Origin of the sequence: Streptomyces sp. AB3(2024) (genome assembly GCF_041862025.1) — a bacterium.
GTDB lineage: Bacteria > Actinomycetota > Actinomycetes > Streptomycetales > Streptomycetaceae > Streptomyces.
The window spans coordinates 18,779-40,413 of record NZ_JBGWAB010000022.1; the positions used below are offsets into that span (position 1 = coordinate 18,779).

Below are 21,635 nucleotides of genomic sequence, written 5' to 3' on the forward strand. Positions count from 1 at the left end.
CGCGTACGCACGCCGCTACTCGCCGCCGGTGTGGACCTGGAAGGCGGCCCGGCGGACGGCCTTGGCCAGGGCCGGGTCGGGGTGGGCGGCCGCGAGGGCGACCAGCACCTGCACCGTGCGGGGGTGGCCGACCGCGCGGACCTCGTCCAGGAGCCGGGGCACGGTGGTGCGGACGGCCGAGTCGAGGTGGCGGGCGAGCAGGTCGGCCTCGCCGTGGTCGGCGATGGCCGCGGCCGTGTCCACCCAGAGCCAGGTCGACTCCTCGGGGGTCAGGACGTCCTGGGCCTCGTCGGGGTCCACCCCGTCGTGCTCGGCGAGCCAGAGCAGGGCGTAGGGGCGCAGCGCGGGTTCCCGTACGGCCGAGCGGACCTCGGGCTCGGCGGGTGCGCCGACCACGCGCAGGGCCTCGAAGGCCAGGCCGCGCAGCAGGGCGTCCTCACCGCGGGCGGCGTGCAGCAGCTCGCTGACGGCGTGGCCCACGGGCCGGGCGGCGAGCCAGGCCTGGTACTCGGCGCGGGCCGGTCCGGGTGTGAGCCGGGCGCAGCCGTGCAGCATGGCGGCGGCGGACTGCTCGATGTTCCCGGCCGGGCTCTGCGCGGCGACGCAGATCTGCTCCAGCTTGACCCAGACGGCCCAGCTCCCCAGCGGGGTGAGGGTGGCGCGGGCGGGTCCGAGGGTGACGGCGTCCACGGCGGCGAGGCCGCCGAGCGCCCAGCGCAGCAGTCGGGCGAGCGGGAGCGGCCGGGGCTGCGGAGCGGCGCCGGAGCCGGGAGCGGGCCCGGGTCCGCAGGGGACCTCGCAGCGCTCGTCGCGCAGTTCGGTGACCCGCTGCCCGAGGAGGTCCAGCAGGTCCGGGACGGTCACGGGGCCGGCCGAAAGCTGGAGCAGCGACAGGAGCTGGGGCATCGCCTCGACCACCTCGGCGACGGCCGAGGCTGCGATGTCGGCGGGGGCCGGGTGGACGAGCGACCAGGCGTCGAAGAGGGCGACCCAGCCGCGCAGCACCGCGCTGTCGTCGCGGTCCCAGGCGCGCAGTCGCCAGCCGGGCCGGGCGTGGCCCCCGTGCACCTCGACGAGGCCCGAGAGGCGGGCACGGTCCCAGCCGACCCGGATCTGGCCGTGCGTCAGACGCAGCTCCGCGGCGGCCCGTTCGACGTCGGCGGCGGGCAGTGCGCCCGTCGGGGCGGGCCGGCCGCCGTCGCCCGCTCCGAGGTTCAGCTCGGCCCAGCGGGCCAGCCGTACCGCGTCGGCGAGGGAGGCGCGGGCCCGGTTCGCCAGGTCCGCCGTTGCGGGGGTGCCCGCGGGCGGGCGGGGGGCCGTCCGGGTTCGCCGGTCGGTCACCGCCTTGCGCGCCGTGGCGACGGAGCGCGGGGAGACGAGTCGGAGTCTGGAGTCGCGAGCCAACTGCTCATCAGGCTTTCGGGACGTCACGGAAGCAGTCTCGCCCGTCACTGGCCGAAAGCCCAAACGGAACCGATCGTTTCCACAGGCCAGCGGTTGGACGAATCGGGGCAATCCCCCCTCCCTGCCTCTTCCGCCACAGCCCCTTCACATATATAGGGGTCACATGAGGGGTACGAGGAAGCGGCGCAGCGCCTCCTCGTACCGGGCCGGATCGGCGTTCCACATCGCCCCGTGCGCCGCGTTCCTGACGGTGTGCAGGGTGACGAGGTCGGGCCGGGCGGCGGCGAGCCGGCGGGAGGGCTCCCAGGGGGCGAGGGTGTCGTCGGGCCCGTGGAAGATCAGGACGGGGACGCGCAGGGCGCCGGGGTCGGAGCCCGGGGGCCGCCGGTCGGCGCGCAGTCCCGCGCGGCCCTCGGCCGCCCGGACCGCGAGCGGGATCAGCGGGGCCGGGGTGCGGCGGGCGGCGGCGAGCGCGCGCAGGGTGGCGTGCCAGTCCAGGACGGGCGAGTCGAGCACGACTCCGCAGATCCGGCCGGCCAGGGCGGAGCGCTCGACGGCGTGCAGGGCCATGGCGCCCCCGGTGGACCAGCCGTGCAGGACCACGCGCCGGGCTCCGTAGCGCACGGCGTAGCGGATGGCGGCGTCCAGGTCCCGCCACTCCGACTCCCCGAGGTGACCGATGCCGTCCGGGGAGGCGGGGGCGCCGAGGTCCCCGCGGTAGGCGAGGTCGAGCACCGGGAGGCGCTGGCGCCGCAGGAAGGGCATGACCACCATCGGGTGCTCCCGCCCGGCCCCCAGCCCGTGCACGGTGATCACCCACGTGTCCCGGGCCCCGGGCACGAACCAGGCGGGGAGGGCACCCAGCTCCCCGGGGACGTCCACGTCGGCGTGGTCGAGCCCGAGGGCGGTGCGCGGGTTGCCCAGGTGGACCTGGGGGGTGAGGGTGACGCGGGTGCCGGGGTCGAGGCTGCCGTGGGTGACGGCGATCAGGCGGCGCACGACGGTGTCCGGGGCGGCCGGGCCCTCGTCGAGGACGGGGCCGACCACGGCGTGCACCCCGGGGGCGGCCAGTCCGTAGGTCCCCGGGCGCAGGGAGGCCAGGGAGCGGGTGAGCACCACGCGGCCGTCGGCGACGGAGTGGACGCTGAGCCGGGGGCTGCCGGGCAGGGGGCGGCCGGGCTCGTTGCGCAGGGCCGCGTCGGCGGCGTACCGGCCGGCCGCGACGGCGGCCGCTCCGGCACCGATCAGAGTGGTGGTGACGGCCGCTGCCGTCGCTGTGGCGGTACGCACGGCTCCAGTGTCGGCGCGCGGGGGCGGGCGGGCCACCGGAGGGGATCCCGGCCGCGCGGGCCGCGCCGCGATGGAACCGGAGTGATCTACCTCTCTTTCCCGGTCCGACCAGGGGGGCCGCACAGGCCGGAAGGCCTGTCCGGAGGAGCCCGTTCACCCGGCTCTGACATGCATCAATCGATATATCTACGACAGAATCGGGACCAAGGGCCCGATCGCGGGCCGGGGCGGGACACCATCCGTCCCGAGTCAGTTCATCTTCCGTTCACCCAGGTTGCCTACGGTCGCCGAGCCACTGACGTCAAACAGAAGCCTGGGTAAATGGAGCACATAACGCTTCTCCTCGGGATCGTGATCATCACCGCTCTCGTGTTCGACTTCACGAACGGTTTCCACGACACGGCCAACGCGATGGCCACCACCATCTCGACCGGCGCCCTCAAGCCCAAGACGGCGGTGGCCATGTCCGCCGTGCTCAACCTCGTCGGCGCGTTCATGTCCGTGGAGGTCGCCAAGACGATCTCCAAGGGCCTGGTCAACGAAGAGGGCATCCAGCCAGAAGTGATCTTCGCCGCCCTGGTCGGCGCGATCCTCTGGAACCTGGTCACCTGGCTGGTCGGCCTGCCGTCCAGCTCCTCGCACGCCCTGATGGGCGGCCTGATCGGTGCCGCGGTCGCCTCCGCCGGCCTGGGTGCGGTCAACGGTGACGTCGTCGTCACCAAGGTGCTGATCCCCGCTGTCGCCGCGCCGATCGTGGCCGGTGTGGCCTCGATGCTGGCCGCCAGGCTCACGTACAAGCTCGGTGGCAAGGTCGGCGAGAAGACCTCCACCAAGGGCTACCGCGCCGGTCAGATCGCCTCGGCCGGCCTGGTCTCCCTCGCGCACGGCACCAACGACGCGCAGAAGACCATGGGCATCATCACCCTGGCCCTCGTCGCCGGCGGCGCGCTCGCGCCCGGCTCGAACCCGCCGGTCTGGGTCATCGTCTCCGCCGGTCTGGCCATCGCCCTGGGCACCTCCATCGGCGGCTGGCGCATCATCCGGACCATGGGCAGCGGCCTGACCGACCTGCAGCCGCAGCAGGGCTTCGCCGCCCAGACCTCGGCCGCGAGCGTCATCCTGGCCTCCTCCAGCCTCGGCTTCTCCCTCTCCACCACCCACGCCTGCTCCGGCGCGGTCATGGGTGCGGGCCTGGGCCGCAAGGGCGGCGTGGTCCGCTGGTCCACCGCCACCCGCATGTTCATCGCGTGGGGCCTGACCCTGCCGGCCGCCGCTCTGGTGGCCTCCGGCGCCGAGCTGGTCATGCGGACCGGTGACGTCGGCGTGGCCGCCGTCGCGGTCTTCCTGGTCGCCTCCTGCGTCGCCATCTGGGTCATCTCCCGCCGCCAGGTCGTCGACCACACCAACGTCAACGAGATCGACGCCGCCTCCACCGGGGCCGGCGACGAGCACCCCGGCGTCGTCACCACCGCCATCGCGGCCGTCGCCGTCCCGCCGACCGCGGGTACGACGGCCGCCGTGACGGACGAGGACCTCAAGGCCACCATCCCGGCCGCGACGGCGAACCCGGCGACCCCCGCGGCTCCGGCCGCCGCGGTCTGACCCCGAGAACGACAGAGGAAACGGCAGTATGAAGATCGACTGGGCAGCACTCGGCTCCGTCTTCGGGGTCAGCCTCTCCGCCACCGTCGCCCTCGTGGCCCTGTTCACCCTGGGCCTGATGGGCCTCTCCAGGCATGAGGCCGCCACCGAGCAGGGCGGGGCCGCCACCCTGGCCCGCAGCGGTGCCTACGCCTGCTTCGCGCTCTGCGCCGCGGCGGTCACCTACGCGATCTACCTGATCGTCAGCTGAGGGTCCCCGAAGCTCCTCGAAGGCTCCCCCCGGACTTGTCCCGGGGGGAGCTTTCGCATGTCCCCGCCTCCCCTTCGCCCTCCGTCCCACCGCAGGTCAACAGCGAGTTGACGGGCGTTCGCGGGGCGTGGTGGACTGCCCGAGCCATCACGGCGGCATGGAGAGGAAGTCCGGTGCGAATCCGGCGCGGTCCCGCCACTGTCACCGGGGCCCCACGCGGCGCGTGCGGGACCCCGGGAGCCAGGAACTCTCGCCGCCGGACACGTCGAACCAGGGCGCGGACCCTGAGTGAGGACATACCTGCCACCATGCGTGCCGACCGCGTCTTCGCGTACGGCGTCACGGCGGGCCTGATCGGCGACCGGATCCTCGGGGATCCGCGCCGTGGGCACCCCGTGGCCGCCTTCGGACGAACCGCCGCCGCCGTCGAGGGCGCCCTGTGGCGCGACGACCGCGCCCGGGGCGCCCTGCACACCCTCGTCTGCGCCGGGGGCGCGGCCGCCGTCGGCGCGCTGGGCGCCCGCGCCGTGCGCTCCCGGCCCGCGGCCGCTCGTATCGCCCTGACCGCCGCGGCCACCTGGGCCGTGGTCGGCGGCACCTCCCTCGGCCGCGAGGCCCGCGCCATCGGCGGGGCGCTCGCCGTCGGGGACGCGGAGGTCGCCCGCGAACGGCTGCCCCACCTGTGCGGGCGGGACCCGCACACGCTGGACGAGCAGCAGATGGCCCGCGCCGTCGTGGAGTCCGTCGCCGAGAACACCTCCGACGCGGTCGTCGGGGCCCTGGTGTGGGGCGCCGTCGCCGGGATCCCCGGGCTGCTGGCCTTCCGCGCCGTCAACACCCTCGACGCGATGGTGGGGCACAGGTCTCCCCGCTACCTGCGCTACGGCTGGGCCTCCGCCCGGCTCGACGACCTGGCCGGCTGGCCCGGGGCCCGGCTGACCGCCCTCGCCGCCGTGGCGGCCGGACCGGACCGGCGCGGAGCCGTAAGGGCCTGGCGCGCCGACGCCGCCGCCCATCCGAGTCCCAACGCCGGCCCGGTGGAGGCCTCCTTCGCAGGCGCCCTCGGCGTCCGCCTCGGCGGGACCCTGTCCTACGGCGGCCGGGTCGAACACCGGGCGGTGCTCAACGGAGCCGCCGGGCGGCCGGTGGAGGTCGCCGACATCGACCGTGCGGTACGGCTGTCGCGGCGGGTCACCTGGCTGGCGCTGGGGGCCTGCGTGGCGGGCCGGACCCTGGCCTCCCGCGCACTGCGGAGCGCCCGTACCACCTCGACAAGGAAGGGACGCGCATGAGCGGCGCGCGGCGCGGCGGCGGACTGCTGGTCGCCGGTACGACCTCGGACGCGGGCAAGAGCGTGGTCACGGCGGGCATCTGCCGCTGGCTCGCCCGGCAGGGCGTGAAGGTGGCCCCGTTCAAGGCCCAGAACATGTCCCTCAACTCCTTCGTGACCCGGGAGGGCGCCGAAATCGGCCGCGCCCAGGCCATGCAGGCGCAGGCCGCGCGGGTGGAGCCGACGGCCCTGATGAACCCCGTCCTGCTCAAGCCCGGCAGCGACCGCAGCAGCCAGGTGGTGCTGCTGGGCAAGCCGGTGGGCGAGATGAGCGCGCGCGGCTACCACGGAGGACGGCAGGAGCAGCTGCTCGGCATCGTCACGGACTGCCTGGAGCAGCTGCGGGGCACGTATGACGCCGTGATCTGCGAGGGGGCGGGCAGTCCGGCCGAGATCAACCTGCGCCGGACCGACATCGTGAACATGGGCATCGCGCGGGCCGCGCGCTTCCCGGTGGTCGTGGTCGGTGACATCGACCGGGGCGGGGTCTTCGCCTCCTTCTTCGGGACGACGGCGCTGCTCTCCCCCGAGGACCAGTCGCTGATCGCGGGCTACGTGGTCAACAAGTTCCGGGGCGACGTCACCCTCCTGGAGCCCGGCATGGAGATGCTGCGCGGGCTGACGGGACGGGCCACGTACGGGGTGCTGCCGTTCCGGCACGGGCTGGGCATCGACGAGGAGGACGGCCTGCGGGTCTCCCTGCGGGGCGCGGTGCGCGAATCGGTCGTGGCCCCGCCGGTCGGCGAGGACGTGCTGCGGGTCGCGGTGTGCGCGGTGCCGCTGATGTCGAACTTCACCGACGTCGACGCGCTCGCGGCCGAGCCGGGCGTGGTGGTGCGGTTCGTGGACCGGGCCGAGGAACTGGCCGACGCGGACCTGGTCGTCGTGCCGGGCACGCGCGGCACCGTCAAGGCCCTGGAGTGGCTGCGCGAGCGCGGGCTCGCGGACGCCCTGGCCCGGCGGGCCGCCGAGGGCCGCCCGGTGCTGGGCATCTGCGGCGGCTTCCAGCTGCTCGGCGAGCACATCGAGGACGAGGTCGAGTCGAAGGCCGGCGCGGTGGCGGGCCTCGGGCTGCTGCCGGTCCGCGTCCGCTTCGAACGGGAGAAGACCCTGGCCCGGCCGGTGGGCACGGCGCTCGGCGAGCCGGTCGAGGGCTACGAGATCCACCACGGCGTGGCCGAGGTCCTCGGCGGCACCCCCTTCCTCGACGGCTGCCGGGTCGGCGCCGTGTGGGGCACCCACTGGCACGGCTCGCTGGAGTCCGACGGCTTCCGCCGGGCGTTCCTGCGCGAGGTGGCCTCGGCCGCGGGGCGCCGGTTCGTCCCGGCCCCGGACACCTCCTTCGGCGCGCTGCGCGAGGAGCAGCTCGACCTGCTGGGCGACCTGATCGCCGAGCACGCCGACACCGGTGCGCTGCTGCGGCTGATCGAGGGGGGCGCCCCGGCGGGCCTGCCGTTCCTCCCGCCGGGCGCCCCGTGAGGGGCCGGGACGTCCCCGTGGCAGCGGGGAGCAGAGCAGCAGTTCGATCACGTACTCGTGGAGGAGCGGGCCATCCCCGTCACCACGGGGAGCAGATGACCAGCATGGCCTGGGGCCGCACCCGCTCGGCATGGAGCGGACGCAGCCCACTCGAAGGAGTGATCAACGGATGAGCACGAGCACCACTCACTTCCCGTTCACCGCGGTGGTCGGTCAGGACGACCTGCGGCTGGCGCTGCTCCTCAACGCCGTGAGCCCGGCGGTCGGCGGCGTGCTCGTGCGCGGCGAGAAGGGGACCGCGAAGTCCACCGCCGTCCGCGCACTGTCCGCGCTGCTGCCTCAGGTGGACGTCGTGCCGGGCTGCCGGTTCTCGTGCGCCCCCGCCGCTCCGGACCCGGGCTGCCCGGACGGGCCGCACGAGGCGGGCGCGGGCACGGCCCGTCCCGCCCGCATGGTGGAGCTGCCCGTCGGTGCCTCCGAGGACCGCCTCGTCGGCGCCCTCGACATCGAGCGGGCGCTGGCCGAGGGCGTGAAGGCCTTCGAGCCGGGACTCCTCGCCGACGCGCACCGCGGGATCCTCTACGTCGACGAAGTGAACCTGCTCCACGACCACCTGGTGGACGTCCTCCTCGACGCCGCCGCGATGGGCGCCTCCTACGTGGAGCGCGAGGGCGTCTCCGTACGCCACGCGGCCCGGTTCCTGCTCGTCGGCACCATGAACCCCGAGGAGGGCGAGCTGCGCCCGCAGCTCCTGGACCGGTTCGGGCTGACGGTCGAGGTGGCGGCCTCCCGCGAGCCCGCCCAGCGCGTCGAGGTGGTCCGCCGCCGACTGGCCTACGAGGACGACCCCGCGGCCTTCGCGGTCCGCTGGGCCGACGAGGAGCACGGGGTGCGCGCCCGGGTCGTGGCCGCCCGCGCGCTGCTGCCGCAGGTGTCGCTCGGGGACACCGCGCTGCTGCAGATCGCGGCCGCCTGCGCCGGCTTCGAGGTCGACGGGATGCGCGCCGACATCGTGATGGCGCGGACGGCGACGGCCCTGGCGGCCTGGGCGGGGCGGACCGCGGTGCGCAAGGAGGACGTGCGGCAGGCGGCCCTGCTGGCGCTCCCCCACCGGCGCCGCCGCAACCCGTTCGACGCCCCCGGGCTGGACGAGGAGATGCTGGACCGGATCCTCGACGGGTTCCCGGACGAGGAGCCTGAGCCGGAGCCCGACCCGGAGCCCCAGGGCCCGGACGACGGCGGCGACGGGGACGGCGGCCCGGACGGGGACGGCGGCGGGGTCCCCCCGCAGCACGACGGGCCCCCCGCCCGGGACGCGGACTCCCCCGAGGCCGCCCCGGACGCCCCCGACACCAGCCGCGAGGACGCCCCGCAGCCCTCCCCCCAGGGCTCCGGCGCCGCCGAGCAGGCCCCCGTGGCGGCCACCGAGCCGTTCCGCACCAAGGTGCTCAGCGTGCCCGGCCTCGGCGAGGGCGCGGCGGGGCGGCGTTCACGCGCCCGTACCTCCCACGGCCGCACCACCGGTTCCCAGCGCCCCCGCGGCCACCTGACGAAGCTGCACCTGGCGGCCACCGTCCACGCCGCCGCCCCGCACCAGAAGGCCCGCGGGCGCGACGGGCGCGGGCTGGTCATCCGCAAGGACGACCTGCGCCAGGCCACCCGCGAGGGCCGCGAGGGCAACCTCGTCCTGTTCGTGGTCGACGCCTCGGGCTCGATGGCCGCCCGGCAGCGGATGAGCGCCGTCAAGGGCGCCGTCATGTCGCTGCTCCTCGACGCCTACCAGCGCCGCGACAAGGTCGGCCTGATCACCTTCCGCGGGTCCGGGGCCGAGCTGGCGCTGCCGCCCACCTCGTCGGTGGACGCCGCGGCCGTCCGTCTGGAACGGCTGCCGACCGGTGGGCGCACCCCGCTCGCCGCCGGGCTGCTCAAGGCCCACGAGGTGCTGCGCGTCGAACGGCTGCGGGACCCTTCGAGGCGCCCGCTGCTCGTGGTCGTGACCGACGGGCGGGCCACCTCGGCCGTTGTCCCGGGCGGCCGGACGGGCGACACGCCGCGAGAGCTGTCGGGCCGCAGCGCCCGGCTGCTGGCCGCCGAGGGGATCGCCTCGGTGGTCGTGGACTGCGAGTCCGGGCCGGTCCGGCTGGGACTGGCCGGGGTGCTCGCCGCCGATCTGGGGGCGCCGGCCGTGACCCTCGACGGGCTGCGGGCCGATTCGCTGGCCGGGCTCGTGAAGAACGTACGTACCGCAGTGACCCACACTGTGTCACTCAACAGCGTCTCCAGGAGGGCCGCGTAATGCCGCAGGGACAGCCGTCCGTCGTTCCCGACGACGGACTCACGACGCGCCAGCGCCGCAACCGTCCGCTCGTCTTCGTCCACACCGGCCCGGGCAAGGGCAAGTCGACGGCCGCCTTCGGGCTGGCGCTGCGCGCCTGGAACCAGGGCTGGTCGATCGGGGTGTTCCAGTTCGTCAAGTCGGCGAAGTGGAAGGTCGGCGAGGAGAACGCGCTGAAGGTGCTGGGCGCTTCCGGCGAGGGCGGCCCGGTCGTCTGGCACAAGATGGGCGAGGGCTGGTCCTGGGTCCAGCGCGACGCGCAGCTCGACAACGAGCAGGCGGCGAAGGAGGGCTGGGAGCAGGTCAAGCGCGACCTGGCCGCCGAGACGCACCGTCTCTACGTGCTCGACGAGTTCGCGTACCCGATGCACTGGGGCTGGATCGACGTGAACGAGGTCATCGAGGTGCTGCGGGACCGTCCCGGCACCCAGCACGTGGTCATCACGGGCCGCAACGCACCGCAGGAGCTGCTGGAGTTCGCGGACCTGGTCACGGAGATGACCAAGGTCAAGCACCCGATGGACGCGGGCCAGAAGGGCCAGAAGGGCATCGAGTGGTGACGTCCGTGAACGTGCCCCGGCTGGTGATCGCCGCGCCGTCCTCAGGGAGCGGCAAGACCACCGTGGCGACGGGCCTGATGGCGGCGTTCGCGGAGCGCGGCCTCGCCGTGTCCCCGCACAAGGCCGGGCCCGACTACATAGACCCCGGCTACCACGCGCTCGCCACGGGCCGGCCCGGCCGCAACCTGGACGCCTTCATGTGCGGTCCGGAACTGGTCGCGCCGCTGTTCGCGCACGGCTCCGCCGGGTGCGACCTCGCCGTGGTCGAGGGCGTGATGGGGCTCTACGACGGGGCTGCGGGGCGGGGCGAGCTGGCCTCCACGGCGCAGGTCGCGAAGCTGCTGCGGGCGCCGGTGGTGCTCGTGGTGGACGCCTCCTCGCAGTCGCGGTCGGTGGCGGCGCTGGTGCACGGCTTCGCCTCCTTCGACCCTCAGGTGCGGCTCGGCGGGGTGATCCTGAACAAGGTGGGCTCCGACCGGCACGAGGTCATGCTGCGCGAGGCGCTGGAGGAGGCCGGGATGCCGGTCCTCGGCGTGCTGCGGCGGGCCCCTCAGGTGGCGACCCCGTCGCGGCACCTGGGGCTGGTCCCGGTGGCGGAGCGGCGGGCCGACGCGCTGGCCTCCGTGGCGGCCCTGGCCGAGCAGGTGCGGGCGGGCTGCGACCTGGAGGCCCTGCTGGCGCTGGCCCGTACGGCGCCCCCGCTGGACTGCGCGGTGTGGTCGCCTCGGGAGGCACTGGCCGGGACGGCCGGGGGGTCCCCGGACGGGGTGTCCCCCGTGTCCTCCGTGTCCCCCGCGCCGGCCGGGGCCGGGCCGCGACCGGTGGTGGCCGTCGCCGGCGGGCCCGCCTTCACCTTCTCCTACGCCGAGCACGCGGAGCTGCTCACGGCCGCCGGGGCGGAGGTGGTCGCCTTCGACCCGCTGCGGGACGAGGCGCTGCCGGACGGGACGTCCGGCCTGGTGATCGGGGGCGGGTTCCCCGAGGTGTACGCGCCCGAGCTGTCCGCGAACGAGCCGCTGCGGGCGGCCGTGGCGGCCTTCGCGGAGGCCGGCGGGCCGGTGGCGGCCGAGTGCGCCGGGCTGCTCTACCTGGCCGGTTCGCTGGACGGGAAGCCGATGTGCGGGGTGCTCGACGCCGACGCGCGGATGTCGGAGCGGCTCACGCTCGGGTACCGGGAGGCGGTGGCGGTGGCGGACAGCTCGCTCGCCGCCAACGGGACCCGGCTGCGCGGCCACGAGTTCCACCGGACGGTGATCGAGCCGGGCGCGGGCACCACGCCGGCCTGGGGGTTCACGCATCCGGAGCGGCGGGTCGAGGGCTTCGTGCGGGGCGGGGTGCACGCCAGCTACCTGCACACCCACTGGGCGGCGCGGCCCTCCGTGGCCGCCCGCTTCACGGCGGCGGCTCGGGCAGCCGCGGAGTCCGGGGCCGTCGGGGGCGCCCGGGACGGCGGGTGATCCCCGGGTGAGGTCAGTCCGCGACGCCGACCACGAGCCAGATCCCGGCCACTCCGCCCAGCGTGCACATCAAGGTGGACAGGGCGGGGTGTTCGTGGTGCGCCTCGGGCAGGATCTCGGCCGCCGCCAGGTACAGCAGGACACCTCCGAAGAAACCGAGGTAGGCCCCGAGGGGTTCCTCCGGAAGGGTGAACAGCAGAGTGGACGCGGCGCCCACGACCGGTGCCACCGCGTCCGCGAAGAGCATCTTCAGGGCCTTGCCGCGGTCGTTCCCGTAGAGGGTCGTGAGGGTGTACGTGTTGAAGCCGTCGGCGAAGTCGTGGGTGAGGACGGCCAGGGCCACGGCGAGGCCCATCCCCCCGCCGACCTGGAAGGCGGCGCCCAGCGCGACCCCGTCGGCGAGGCTGTGGCCGACCATGGCCGCGGCGGCCGTGAGCCCGACCTGGGGGACCCGGCCGCCGTTCTCGGCGCCGTGCGACGCCTGGCGGACCGCCAGTACCCGCTCCACCACGTGGGCGACGAGGAACCCGCCCACGAAGAGCAGCAGGGCGAGCGGGACGCCGAAGACCTCGTCGCCGGCGGCGTGCATCGCCTCCGGGAGCAGGTCGAGGCCCACCACGCCGAGCATCAGCCCGCCGGCCAGGCCCAGCACGAGGTGGCGGCGGTCGGTGACGCGTTGCGCCGTCCATCCGCCCGCCAGCGTCATCAGGAACGCGCCCAACGCCACGATCACCGCCATGTGCCCCTGAATACCGACTGTCGGCCGGGTGCGCACTTCCGCGCGCGGGTGGCGGGCGACACCGTGTTGACGACAGACAGACGCAAGTGACTACGGAGGGGAGGACCCCGGTGGGCGAGTACGTGACCAAGCTGGTGGTCGGGGTCGGCGGACGGGCGGGGGTCTCCGTGGAGGAGGTCTGCGCGCTCGTCGAGGAGACGCTGCGGGGCGCCGGGCTGTCCACGGGGGCGGTGACGGCGCTGGCCACGGTGGAGTCCAAGACCCTGGAGGCGGGGATCGCCGGGGCGGCGGAACGTTTCGGTGTGCCGCTGGTCGGCTATCCCGCCGAGGAGCTCGCGCGGATCTCCGTACCGCATCCCTCCGGGGCCGTGCGCGAGGCCGCCGGGACGGCGTCGGTGGCGGAGGCGGCGGCGCTGGCGGGCGGCGGGGAGCTCCTGGTGCCCAAGCGCCGGTCGGTGGCGGCGACCTGCGCGGTGGCCACCGTGCAGGAGCACGACCTGCGCCACCACGGGGACGCGGAGGTGGTGGACGCGGGCGGCGCGCTGGTGGACCTGGCGGTCAACGTACGGGCGGACACGCCGCCGGAGTGGCTCAGGCTCCGGATCGCGGACAGCCTCGGCTCCCTGGCCGCGTACCCGGACGGCCGGGCGGCGCGGACGGCGGTGGCGGCCCGGCACGGGCTGCCGGTGGAGCGGGTGCTGCTGACGGCGGGGGCGGCGGAGGCGTTCGTCCTGATCGCGCGGGCCCTGGGTGCCGTGCGGCCGGTGGTGGTGCACCCACAGTTCACCGAACCGGAGGCGGCCCTGCGGGACGCCGGGCACCGGGTGGAACGGGTGGTGCTGCGCGCGGCGGACGGGTTCCGGCTGGACCCGGCGGCGGTGCCGCAGGACGCCGACCTGGTGGTCGTCGGGAACCCCACCAACCCCACCTCCGTGCTGCACCCGGCCGCGACGCTGGCGGCGCTGGCCCGGCCGGGACGGACCCTCGTGGTGGACGAGGCCTTCATGGACGCCGTCCCGGGCGAACGGGAGGCCCTGGCGGGGCGGATGGACGTACCGGGGCTGGTGGTGCTCCGGAGCCTCACCAAGACGTGGGGGCTGGCCGGGCTGCGGATCGGCTACGTGCTGGCGGAGCCGGAGGTGATCGCGAAGCTGGCGGCCGCGCAGCCGCTGTGGCCGGTGTCGACGCCGGCGCTGGTGGCGGCCGAGGCCTGTGTGGCTCCGGCGGCGCTGGCCGAGGCGGAGGAGGCGGCCCGGCGGATCGCGGTGGACCGGGCGCACCTGCTGGCCGGGCTCGCGGAGTTCGAGGAGATCTCGGTGGCCGGGGTCGCGGAGGGACCGTTCGTGCTGATCCGGGTGGCGGGGGCGGCGGAGGTCCGCACCCGGCTGCGCGCCCTCGGCTTCGCGGTCCGCCGCGGCGACACCTTCCCCGGCCTGGACTCCTCCTGGTTGCGCCTGGCGGTCCGGGACCGCGCGACGACGGGCCGCCTCCTCCAGGCCCTGGACCACGCCCTGACGCTGGCCGCCCGGTAACACCGGGGGCGCGGCCGGCCGGGCCCGGGGAGCGCGCCGCCCGCCGGGCGGCGCGGCCGCGAACGCTACGAGGCCCTGCCGCGCCGGGTCACCACGAGCGCGCCCGCGCCGATGCCGAGGAGGAGCAGCGCGCCGCCCGCGACGTACGGGGTCACGGAAGCGGCTCCGGTCTCGGCGAGGTCGGCGTGGGTGACGGCCGTTCCCGATCCGGTGGCGGCCTGCGCCTTGATGTCGGGCTTCGCCGACGGGCCCGTCGAGGGGGCGGAGCCCTCGGGGGCGGTGCAGTGCGCCTCGGCGAGCACGACCTCGCCGTCGACCTCGGCCACGTTCAGGTTCAGCGGGTTCACGGACACCTTCAGCCGGAGCGCGGACGCGGCGGCGGTGGTGGAGGTGGTCTGCGTTCCGGAGAGTTCCAGGCTGACGAGGCCGACGCCCGGGACCTCGACCTTGGTGGGGCCGCCCGCCGTCAGGGTGATCTTCTTGCCGAGCGCGGTGACGGAACCGAGGACGTTCGAGCTCGCGACCGGCTTCCTGCCCGCCTCGCAGACGGCCTTGGAGGTGACCTTCTCCACCTCGATGAGGGAGAGCGCCGGCAGTCCGGGGACGTGCACCTTGGCGTGGGCGAGGTTCGCCTCCGCCTGGGCGCGGCTCTGGTCGGCGGTGGCCTTGGCGGTGGCGACCTCCGCCTTCAGGACACTCACCGGCTGCCCCTGTTCGGCTCCGTCGAGGGTGACGGTCAGGGCGGTCTTCTCGGCGGCGGCGGGGGCGCTGACCTCGTTGAGGGTGGCCTTCAGCGGTACGTGCACGGCCTTGTTGAGCAGGCCGACGTCCAGTCCGGCCCGCAGGACGACGGCGCCGGAGCTGCCCGCACCCGCACCGCCGCCGGGGCCGTCCTTGGCGAGGGCGGGCGGTGCGGAGATGAGGGCCACCGCCCCCGTGGCGAGCAGAACGGCCGCGGGCAGGCGGAAGGTGTTGCTGTTCAAGATGGTGGAACCCCCAGGGAGATGGGAGCCGTCGCGGCGGCGCCAATGGGGGACATTGCGCGCGCCGACGGCTTCGACGCTCGAAATCTTTACGCACTGTGAGTGAACGGGCAGGCACCTGGCGCGAGTTCACCCCAACGGGTGGTTTCCATGCACGTATTCGATTTGTGGCGCCCGGTTCGGCACGCACGTTCCCTCCAGCCCCACCACCACGGCCGCAGGACTGCGGGTCTGGCGTAGTGAACGACCGACGGGGCGTGGATGTCACGCCCCGTCAACAAGCGTCCGCCAGGGTCCGGGCGCGGAGGCCAGTGCTGTGACCGGAAGGGTTCACCGGGTCACAGCACTAGGCGCGGACCTCGCCGTTCACGATCACCCGCTCCGGCCGGGCCAGGGCCCGCACGTCGGCCCGCGGGTCGGACGCGTACACCACGAGGTCGGCCGGGGCCCCTTCGGTCAGGCCGGGCCGCCCGAGCCACTCGCGGGCCGCCCAGGCCGTGGCCGAGAGGGCGTCCAGGGCCGGGATCCCGGCCTTGACGAGCTCCGCGACCTCGGCGGCGACCAGGCCGTGCGGCAGGGAACCCCCCGCGTCGGTGCCGACGTACACGGGCACGCCCGCGTCCCAGGCCGCCCGCACCGTGTCGTAGCGCCGCTCGTGGAGCCTGCGCATGTGCGCCGACCAGCGGGGGAACTTCGTCTCGCCGCCCGCCGCCAGCTTCGGGAAGGTCGCGATGTTCACCAGGGTCGGCACGATCGCCACGCCGCGCTCCGCGAACAGCGGGATGGTGTCCTCGGTGAGGCCCGTGGCGTGCTCCACGCAGTCGATGCCCGCCTCGACGAGGTCGCGCAGCGAGTCCTCGGCGAAGCAGTGCGCCGTGACCCGGGCGCCGAGCCGGTGCGCCTCGGCGATGGCGGCCTCCACCTCGGCGCGCGGCCAGCAGGCCGTCAGGTCACCGGCGTCGCGGTCGATCCAGTCGCCGACCAGCTTCACCCAGCCGTCCCCGCGCAGCGCCTCGCGGCCGACGTACTCGACCAGGTCGGCGGGCTCGATCTCGTGGGCGTAGTTGCGGATGTAGCGGCGGGTCCGGGCGATGTGCCGGCCCGCGCGGATGATCTTCGGAAGGTCGGCGCGGTCGTCGATCCAGCGCGTGTCGGAAGGGGAACCGGCGTCGCGGATCAGGAGGGTGCCCGCGTCCCGGTCGGTCAGGGCCTGTTCCTCGGCGGTCGCCGCGTCGACCGGACCGTGGGCGTCCAGGCCCACGTGACAGTGCGCGTCGACCAGACCGGGCAGGGCCCAGCCGGTGACGGTGGTGATCTCGCCGGCGGCGCGCGGCCGCTCCCAGGAGATCCGGCCGCCGACGATCCACAGCTCGTCGCGCACCTCGTGGGGCCCGACCAGGACCCGTCCCTTCACATGGAGCACACCGCTCTGATCACTCATGTCGGCACCCTACGCGCGTGCTGGGTACGCTCACCCGGTAACCCCGGACGAAGAGAGCACCGCCGTGACCCACCCCCTCCTGGACCTTCCGCCGCTCACCCCCGAGCGCTTCGCGACGATCGAGCGGGGAGTGGCCGCACTCCTCGGCACCCGGCAGGACGTGGTGATCACCCAGGGCGAGGCGCTGCTGCCGCTGGAGGGCTGCATCCGCTCGGGCGCACGGCCCGGTTCGACGGCGCTGAACATCGTCACCGGGCCCTACGGGACCACCTTCGGCAACTGGCTGCGCAATGCCGGGGCCCACGTGGTGGACCTGGCGGTGTCCTTCGACACGGCGGTCACCGGCGAGCAGGTGGCGCGCGCCCTGGCCGCACACCCGGAGATCGACTTCGTCTCGCTGGTGCACGCCGAGGCGGCCACCGGCAACACCAACCCGGTGGCGGAGATCGGTGAGGCGGTACGGGCCCACGGGGCGCTGTTCATGCTGGACGCGGTGGCCTCGGTGGGCGCCGAGCCGCTGCTGCCGGACGCGTGGGGCGTGGACCTGTGCGTGATCGGCGCCCAGAAGGCGATGGGCGGCCCGGCCGGGGTCTCGGCGGTGTCGGTGTCGGACCGCGCGTGGGACCGGTTCGCGCGGAACCCGGCGGCGCCGCGCCGCTCGTACCTCTCCCTCCTGGACTGGAAGGAGCGCTGGATCGACGGCGGGCGCAAGGCCCTGCTGCACGCGCCCGCGCAGCTGGAGATGCTGGCGCTGGAGGCCTGCCTGGACCGGATCTCGGCCGAGGGCCTGGACGGGGTGCTGGCCCGCCACGAGGCCGCCGCCCGAGCCACCCGGGCGGGCGCGGCGGCCCTCGGCATCGCCCCCTGGGTCGCGGACCCGGCGCAGGCGGCGCCGGTGGCGACCACGCTGCGGGTCGCGGAGGCCTCCCTGGTGGTGGCGAAGGCCCTGTCGGCGGACCCGGCGGCCCCGCTCGCGGCGGGCGGCGGGGCCCTGGCCCAGGAGATGGTCCGGGTCAACCACTACGGCCCGGCGGCCTCGCCCGAAGCGGTCGCCGCCGCGCTGAACGCCCTGGCCTCGGCACTGTCCGCGGACCCGGCCCCGGCGCTGGCGGCGGCGACGGCGGCCTGGCGGTAGGGCCGGGCCGCCGGGGGCCTCGGGGCGTCACGGTCGGGGCGACGGGGCGACGGGGCGACGGGGTCAGCCGGCCAGCACGTCCAGCAGCCGGTCGACGTCCGCCTCCGTGTTGTACAGGTGGAACGAGGCCCGCAGCGCCCCGGCCCGGGCCGCGGTGGACACCCCGGCTTCGAGGAGCCGCGCCTGGTGGCCGGCGAGGCCGGGGACGGAGACGATCGGGGCCCCGCCCGGCACGGGTTCGTGGCCGAGGCGGGCGAGGCCGGCCCGGTATCGGGCGGCCAGTGCGGTGTCGTGCGCGTGCACGGCCTCGATGCCGACCCGCTCCAGCAGCGCGAGCGAGGGCTCGGCGGCGTGGTAGGCGAGGAAGGCGGGGGACTCGTCGAACCGGCGCGCGTCCCGGGCCAGTCGGCGCATCGGGCCGTAGGTGGCGTCCCACATCGACTCGGCCGCCACCCAGCCGGCGTGCAGCGGGACCAGGCCGGGCTGGGCCTCCTCGGAGACCGTGAGGTACGAGGCTCCACGGCCGCCCAGCAGCCACTTGTACCCGGCGGTGACCGTGTACGCGTAGGGCGAGGCGTCGAAGGGCAGCCAGCCCGCGGCGTGGGTCGCGTCGACGAGCATCCGTGCGCCGTGCGCGGCGGTCGCCGCGCGGATCGCGGCGAGGTCGGCGGTGCGCCCGTCGGCGGACTGCACGGCGCTCAGCGCGACCAGCTCGGTGTCCGCGTCCACGGCTTCGGCGAGGGACTCCAGCGGAGCGAAGCGGACCTTGAGGTCGCCGCGCACCACGAAGGGGTTCATGACGGAGGCGAAGTCGCCCTCGGGGACCAGGACTTCGGCGCCGACCGGCAGGGAGGCCGAGACCACTCCGACGTGTGCGGCGACGGAGGAGCCGATGGCCACCCGCCCGGCATCGACCCCGACGAGGCGGGCAAAGGCCGCCCGGACCCGGTCCACGCGTTCGAAGTCGCCGAATCCGGCGGGCAGTCCGGCCCCGGCGGCCTCGGCGAGCGCGCGCACCTCGGCCACGGCCGCGCGCGGGAGGATCCCGCTGGTGGCCGTGTTGAGATAGGTGGTGGAGTGCGCGAACTCGGCGCGGCACAGGTCGGCGAGGGGAACGTCGGTGGTGTCCATGGCGTCAACTCTGCGCCAGGGACACCTCAAAGTCCATTGCCTTTATTTGCAGGTCAACCCAAAGACTTCCTTATGGACTGGGGGTCGGGGCGGGATCCCGGCGACGGACGCCCGGACCCCCACCCCTCCCGGCCGGGTCAGGACTGGGGAACGGCACAGGCCCCGTCCGGTTCGCAGGCCTCGGCGGCGGCGTCCGCCCCGACCGGCTCGCGTCCGGCCCAGGCCTGCTCCAGCGCCTGGGTGAACACCTCGGCGGGCTGGCCGCCGGAGATGCCGTAGCGGCGGTCGAACACGAAGAACGGCACGGCGTTGGCGCCGAGTTCGGCCGCCTCGCGCTCGTCGGCCCGGACCCCGTCGGCGTAGGCGGACCCGTCGGCGAGGACCTCCCGGGCCTCCGCCTCGTCCAGCCCCGCCTCGACGGCGAGCGCGACCAGCACCTCCGGGTCGAAGACCGACCGCTCCTCGGCGAAGTTGGCCCGGTAGGCGAGGTCGAGCAGCTCCTCCTGGCGGCCGCGGGCGGCGGCCAGGTGCAGCAGGCGGTGAACGTCGAAGGTGTTGCCGTGGTCGCGGCCCTCGGTCCGGTACGTCAGCCCTTCGGCGCGGGCGCTCGCCGCGACGTGCTCCTCCATGCCGCGCGCCTCGTCGAGGGTGCGGCCGTACTTGCGGGCCAGCATCTCCAGCACGGGGGCGGTGACACCCTTGGCGCCGCCCGGATCGAGCTCGAAGGACCGGAAGACGACCTCCACCTCGTCGCGGTGCGCGAACGCGCCCAGGCCCTTGGTGAAACGGGCCTTGCCGATGTAGCACCAGGGGCAGGCGATGTCGCTCCAGATCTCGACGCGCATGGTCCTTCTTCTCTCCGGGTTCTGACGGGAATGAAACGGTTTGCGGTTCAACCATTCATCGGCCCGTCTCATTCCCCGGACGCGCGGGGCACCCGGAGCCAGAGGGTGCGGTGGGTGCCGGAGGGGGTGTCCGCCGGGTCGGGGCGCCAGCCGTGGGAGGCGTAGAAGGCCTGGGCGCGCAGATTGTGCCCGTAGACCTCCAGGCGGACCCGCTCGATCCCGCCCCGGCGCCAGGCGTCGAGGCAGGCGGCGTGCAGGGCGGCCCCGGTGCCCCGGCGCCAGTGGGCGGGGTCGACGTGGAGCTGGGTGAGGGTGGTCTCGCCGTCGGCGGTGAGGTAGGCGGCCACGCCGGTGACCTCGCCGTCCCGTTCGGCGCAGAACACCCGGCCCTGCGACTGCGCCCGGCCCACCGCGCGGGCCCAGCCCTCGCGGGACCGGGCCACTTCCGCCGCGCCGTTGTACTCCTCTTCCGGGACGCGGCCCCGGTAGTAGGTGGCGCGCGCCCTGGTGTGCAGGGCGGCGATGGCGGCGATGTCGGTCGGGAGTGCGGTCCTGATCACGGGAGGGAGAACGCGCCGGTAACCCCGTTCGGTTCCCGGCGCGTCGTCTTCTCCCGTGGGACCGTCACTTCTTCAGCCAGGCCGCCATCATCTTCTGGGCGATCGGCGCGGCCAGCCTGCCGCCGCCGATCTCGGAACGGTCGGTGTCCGAGTTCTCGATCATCACGGCGACGGCGATCTGCTTGCCGCCCGACTTGCCGTACGAGGTGAACCAGGCGAGCGGCGGGATGCTGTTGTCCACGCCGCGCTGGGCGGTACCCGTCTTGCCGCCCACCTCGGCGCCCGCGACCTGGGCGGGCTTGCCGCCGCCTTCGGTGGCCACCGTGCGCATGGCGTCCTGGAGCATCGAGGCGGTCCTCGCGCTCATGACCTCCTGCGACTTCGGGTTCTTGAAGCTCTCCAGGACGTTGCCGTCGGCGTCGGTGACCTCGGAGACCATGTGCGGCGCGACGAGCTTGCCGCCGTTCTCGATGGCTGCGGTCACCATGGCGATCTGGAGCGGGGTGGCCTGCACGTCGAACTGGCCGATACCCGTCTGCGCGACCTGGTCGATGGACATCTTCTTCGTCGGGTACTTGCTCGGCGGGTTGGTGCGGACCGGGGTGTCGATCTGGACGTTGAACCCGAGCTTCTCGGCCGTCGCCCGCATCTTGTCCTGGCCCAGCCGGGAGGCCAGCTCCGCGAAGACGTTGTTGCAGGACAGCTTGAGGGCGGTGCGTGCCGAGACGTTGTTGCAGGCCGCGTCGCCCGCCTCGCTGGGCAGGTTCGTGCGGGTGCCCGGGATCGTGTAGGGGGCCGGGATGCCGGTCGGCGCGTCGATGCTGGTGACCAGCCCGTTCTCGATGGCCGACGCGAGGGTGACGAGCTTGAAGGTGGAACCGGGGGCCTGCGGCTTGCGCAGCGCCACGTTCTCCATGGCCTTGCCCTGGTCGGCCGAGAGCTCCTTCCAGGCCTTCTCGTCGTTGGCTCCCGTGATCCGGCCCGGGTCGTACGAGGGGTTGTTCACGACGGCGAGGATCTCGCCCGTCGCCGGGTCGATGGCCACGGCCGCGCCCTGCTTGCCCTGGAGGGCGTCGTAGGCGGCCTTCTGGACGTCCCTGTCGATGGTCGTCAGGACGTTGCCCGGATCGGCCCGCTTGTTGGTGAGCGTGTCCATGACCGTCTTGAGCCGGGTGTCGGAGCCGTTCAGGATGTTCTTGTAGACGCCCTCCAGCATGGTCGTGCCGTAGGCCTGGGAGCTGTAGCCGGTGATCGGCGCGTAGAGCGGGCCGTCGGTGTACGTCCTCTTGTACCCGAAGTCCTTGCCGCCCGTCTTCGTGGAGCCGGTGATGGCCTGCCCGCCCACGATGATGTTCCCCAGCGGGTTCTCGTACTGCCCGATGAGGTTGCGCCGGTTGTTCTTGTCGTCTGCGAGGGCCTGGCCTTGGTATGCCTGCACCCAGGTGACCCGCACCAAAAGGGCCAGCACCAGAAGCAGACAGAAGACCGACGCACGCCTGATCGTCTTGTTCATCCCCCTGAAGGACGCGCGGACGGTCCCGTGCGTTCCGCTCTGCCCCGAT

At 74.6% G+C, this 21,635-nt stretch carries 18 protein-coding genes and 1 riboswitch; of the genes, 9 read left to right on the forward strand and 9 right to left on the reverse strand.

The features are described from left to right. Window positions 1-15: 15 nt before the first annotated feature. Both ACEPPI_RS12365 and ACEPPI_RS12370 read right to left on the reverse strand, forming a co-directional pair. Window positions 16-1,431: a hypothetical protein gene (locus tag ACEPPI_RS12365; RefSeq protein ID WP_373915274.1), complete on the reverse strand. Its 1,416-nt coding sequence runs from the start codon at window positions 1,429-1,431 to the stop codon at window positions 16-18. Window positions 1,432-1,563: 132 nt separating this feature from the next. Then, window positions 1,564-2,694 carry an alpha/beta hydrolase family protein gene (locus ACEPPI_RS12370; RefSeq protein WP_373915275.1) on the reverse strand — a complete coding sequence of 377 codons (1,131 nt, stop codon included), beginning with the start codon at window positions 2,692-2,694 and terminating at the stop codon, window positions 1,564-1,566. 321 nt (window positions 2,695-3,015) lie between these two features. On the opposite strand from ACEPPI_RS12370, the gene ACEPPI_RS12375 reads away from it, so the two are divergent. The 7 genes from ACEPPI_RS12375 to ACEPPI_RS12405 all read left to right on the forward strand — a co-directional run bounded on the left by ACEPPI_RS12375 (window position 3,016) and on the right by ACEPPI_RS12405 (window position 11,707). Continuing rightward, window positions 3,016-4,296, forward strand: coding sequence for an anion permease (locus ACEPPI_RS12375; protein WP_373915276.1), 1,281 nt, complete (start codon window positions 3,016-3,018; stop codon window positions 4,294-4,296). Window positions 4,297-4,324: 28 nt separating this feature from the next. Beyond that, complete coding sequence (locus tag ACEPPI_RS12380; protein WP_266838362.1) at window positions 4,325-4,546, forward strand: hypothetical protein; 222 nt, start codon at window positions 4,325-4,327, stop codon at window positions 4,544-4,546. A gap of 161 nt (window positions 4,547-4,707) precedes the next feature. Further along, window positions 4,708-4,796: riboswitch (cobalamin riboswitch) on the forward strand. Window positions 4,797-4,854: 58 nt separating this feature from the next. After that, window positions 4,855-5,838 carry a cobalamin biosynthesis protein gene (locus tag ACEPPI_RS12385; RefSeq protein WP_373915277.1) on the forward strand — a complete coding sequence of 328 codons (984 nt, stop codon included), beginning with the start codon at window positions 4,855-4,857 and terminating at the stop codon, window positions 5,836-5,838. Further along, the gene (locus tag ACEPPI_RS12390) at window positions 5,835-7,355 is read left to right on the forward strand and encodes a cobyric acid synthase (RefSeq protein WP_373915278.1); all 1,521 of its coding nucleotides are present in this window, start codon (window positions 5,835-5,837) and stop codon (window positions 7,353-7,355) included. The genes ACEPPI_RS12385 and ACEPPI_RS12390 overlap by 4 nt, the downstream gene beginning before the upstream one ends. 169 nt (window positions 7,356-7,524) lie before the next feature. Beyond that, a complete protein-coding gene (locus ACEPPI_RS12395) occupies window positions 7,525-9,651 on the forward strand; it encodes a putative cobaltochelatase (RefSeq protein WP_373915279.1) in 2,127 nt (708 codons plus the stop codon). Further along, window positions 9,651-10,250, forward strand: a complete 600-nt coding sequence (gene cobO / locus ACEPPI_RS12400) for a cob(I)yrinic acid a,c-diamide adenosyltransferase (protein ID WP_030233409.1) — start codon at window positions 9,651-9,653, stop codon at window positions 10,248-10,250. Before ACEPPI_RS12395 ends, cobO begins: the two co-directional genes overlap by 1 nt. A gap of 5 nt (window positions 10,251-10,255) precedes the next feature. Continuing rightward, entirely contained in the window at window positions 10,256-11,707 is a 1,452-nt protein-coding gene (locus tag ACEPPI_RS12405; protein WP_373915318.1) for a cobyrinate a,c-diamide synthase, read from the forward strand. Window positions 11,708-11,720: 13 nt separating this feature from the next. On the opposite strand, the gene ACEPPI_RS12410 is transcribed toward ACEPPI_RS12405, so the two are convergent. Beyond that, window positions 11,721-12,446 carry a ZIP family metal transporter gene (locus ACEPPI_RS12410; RefSeq protein WP_356214039.1) on the reverse strand — a complete coding sequence of 242 codons (726 nt, stop codon included), beginning with the start codon at window positions 12,444-12,446 and terminating at the stop codon, window positions 11,721-11,723. A gap of 110 nt (window positions 12,447-12,556) precedes the next feature. Here ACEPPI_RS12410 and cobC point away from each other — a divergent pair, with 110 nt between their 5' ends. Next, window positions 12,557-13,978 carry an Rv2231c family pyridoxal phosphate-dependent protein CobC gene (gene cobC, locus ACEPPI_RS12415; RefSeq protein WP_373915280.1) on the forward strand — a complete coding sequence of 474 codons (1,422 nt, stop codon included), beginning with the start codon at window positions 12,557-12,559 and terminating at the stop codon, window positions 13,976-13,978. Window positions 13,979-14,043: 65 nt separating this feature from the next. Here cobC and ACEPPI_RS12420 read toward each other — a convergent pair whose 3' ends face one another. Both ACEPPI_RS12420 and ACEPPI_RS12425 read right to left on the reverse strand, forming a co-directional pair. Further along, window positions 14,044-14,961, reverse strand: coding sequence for an SCO1860 family LAETG-anchored protein (locus ACEPPI_RS12420; RefSeq protein ID WP_373915281.1), 918 nt, complete (start codon window positions 14,959-14,961; stop codon window positions 14,044-14,046). Between the two features lie 346 nt (window positions 14,962-15,307). Next, the gene (locus ACEPPI_RS12425) at window positions 15,308-16,402 is read right to left on the reverse strand and encodes an amidohydrolase family protein (RefSeq protein ID WP_373915282.1); all 1,095 of its coding nucleotides are present in this window, start codon (window positions 16,400-16,402) and stop codon (window positions 15,308-15,310) included. Window positions 16,403-16,466: 64 nt separating this feature from the next. Here ACEPPI_RS12425 and ACEPPI_RS12430 point away from each other — a divergent pair, with 64 nt between their 5' ends. Further along, window positions 16,467-17,537, forward strand: coding sequence for an aminotransferase class V-fold PLP-dependent enzyme (locus tag ACEPPI_RS12430; protein ID WP_373915283.1), 1,071 nt, complete (start codon window positions 16,467-16,469; stop codon window positions 17,535-17,537). 63 nt (window positions 17,538-17,600) lie between these two features. On the opposite strand, the gene ACEPPI_RS12435 is transcribed toward ACEPPI_RS12430, so the two are convergent. From ACEPPI_RS12435 to ACEPPI_RS12450, 4 genes are all read right to left on the reverse strand, one after another. Then, a complete protein-coding gene (locus ACEPPI_RS12435) occupies window positions 17,601-18,668 on the reverse strand; it encodes an aminotransferase class V-fold PLP-dependent enzyme (protein ID WP_373915284.1) in 1,068 nt (355 codons plus the stop codon). Window positions 18,669-18,805: 137 nt separating this feature from the next. Beyond that, window positions 18,806-19,513 carry a DsbA family oxidoreductase gene (locus ACEPPI_RS12440; protein ID WP_373915285.1) on the reverse strand — a complete coding sequence of 236 codons (708 nt, stop codon included), beginning with the start codon at window positions 19,511-19,513 and terminating at the stop codon, window positions 18,806-18,808. A gap of 68 nt (window positions 19,514-19,581) precedes the next feature. Continuing rightward, window positions 19,582-20,073 (reverse strand): N-acetyltransferase family protein, encoded by a 492-nt coding sequence (locus ACEPPI_RS12445; protein WP_373915286.1) that lies wholly within the window; start codon window positions 20,071-20,073, stop codon window positions 19,582-19,584. 64 nt (window positions 20,074-20,137) lie between these two features. Continuing rightward, the gene (locus ACEPPI_RS12450) at window positions 20,138-21,586 is read right to left on the reverse strand and encodes a penicillin-binding transpeptidase domain-containing protein (protein WP_373915287.1); all 1,449 of its coding nucleotides are present in this window, start codon (window positions 21,584-21,586) and stop codon (window positions 20,138-20,140) included. Window positions 21,587-21,635: the final 49 nt, after the last annotated feature.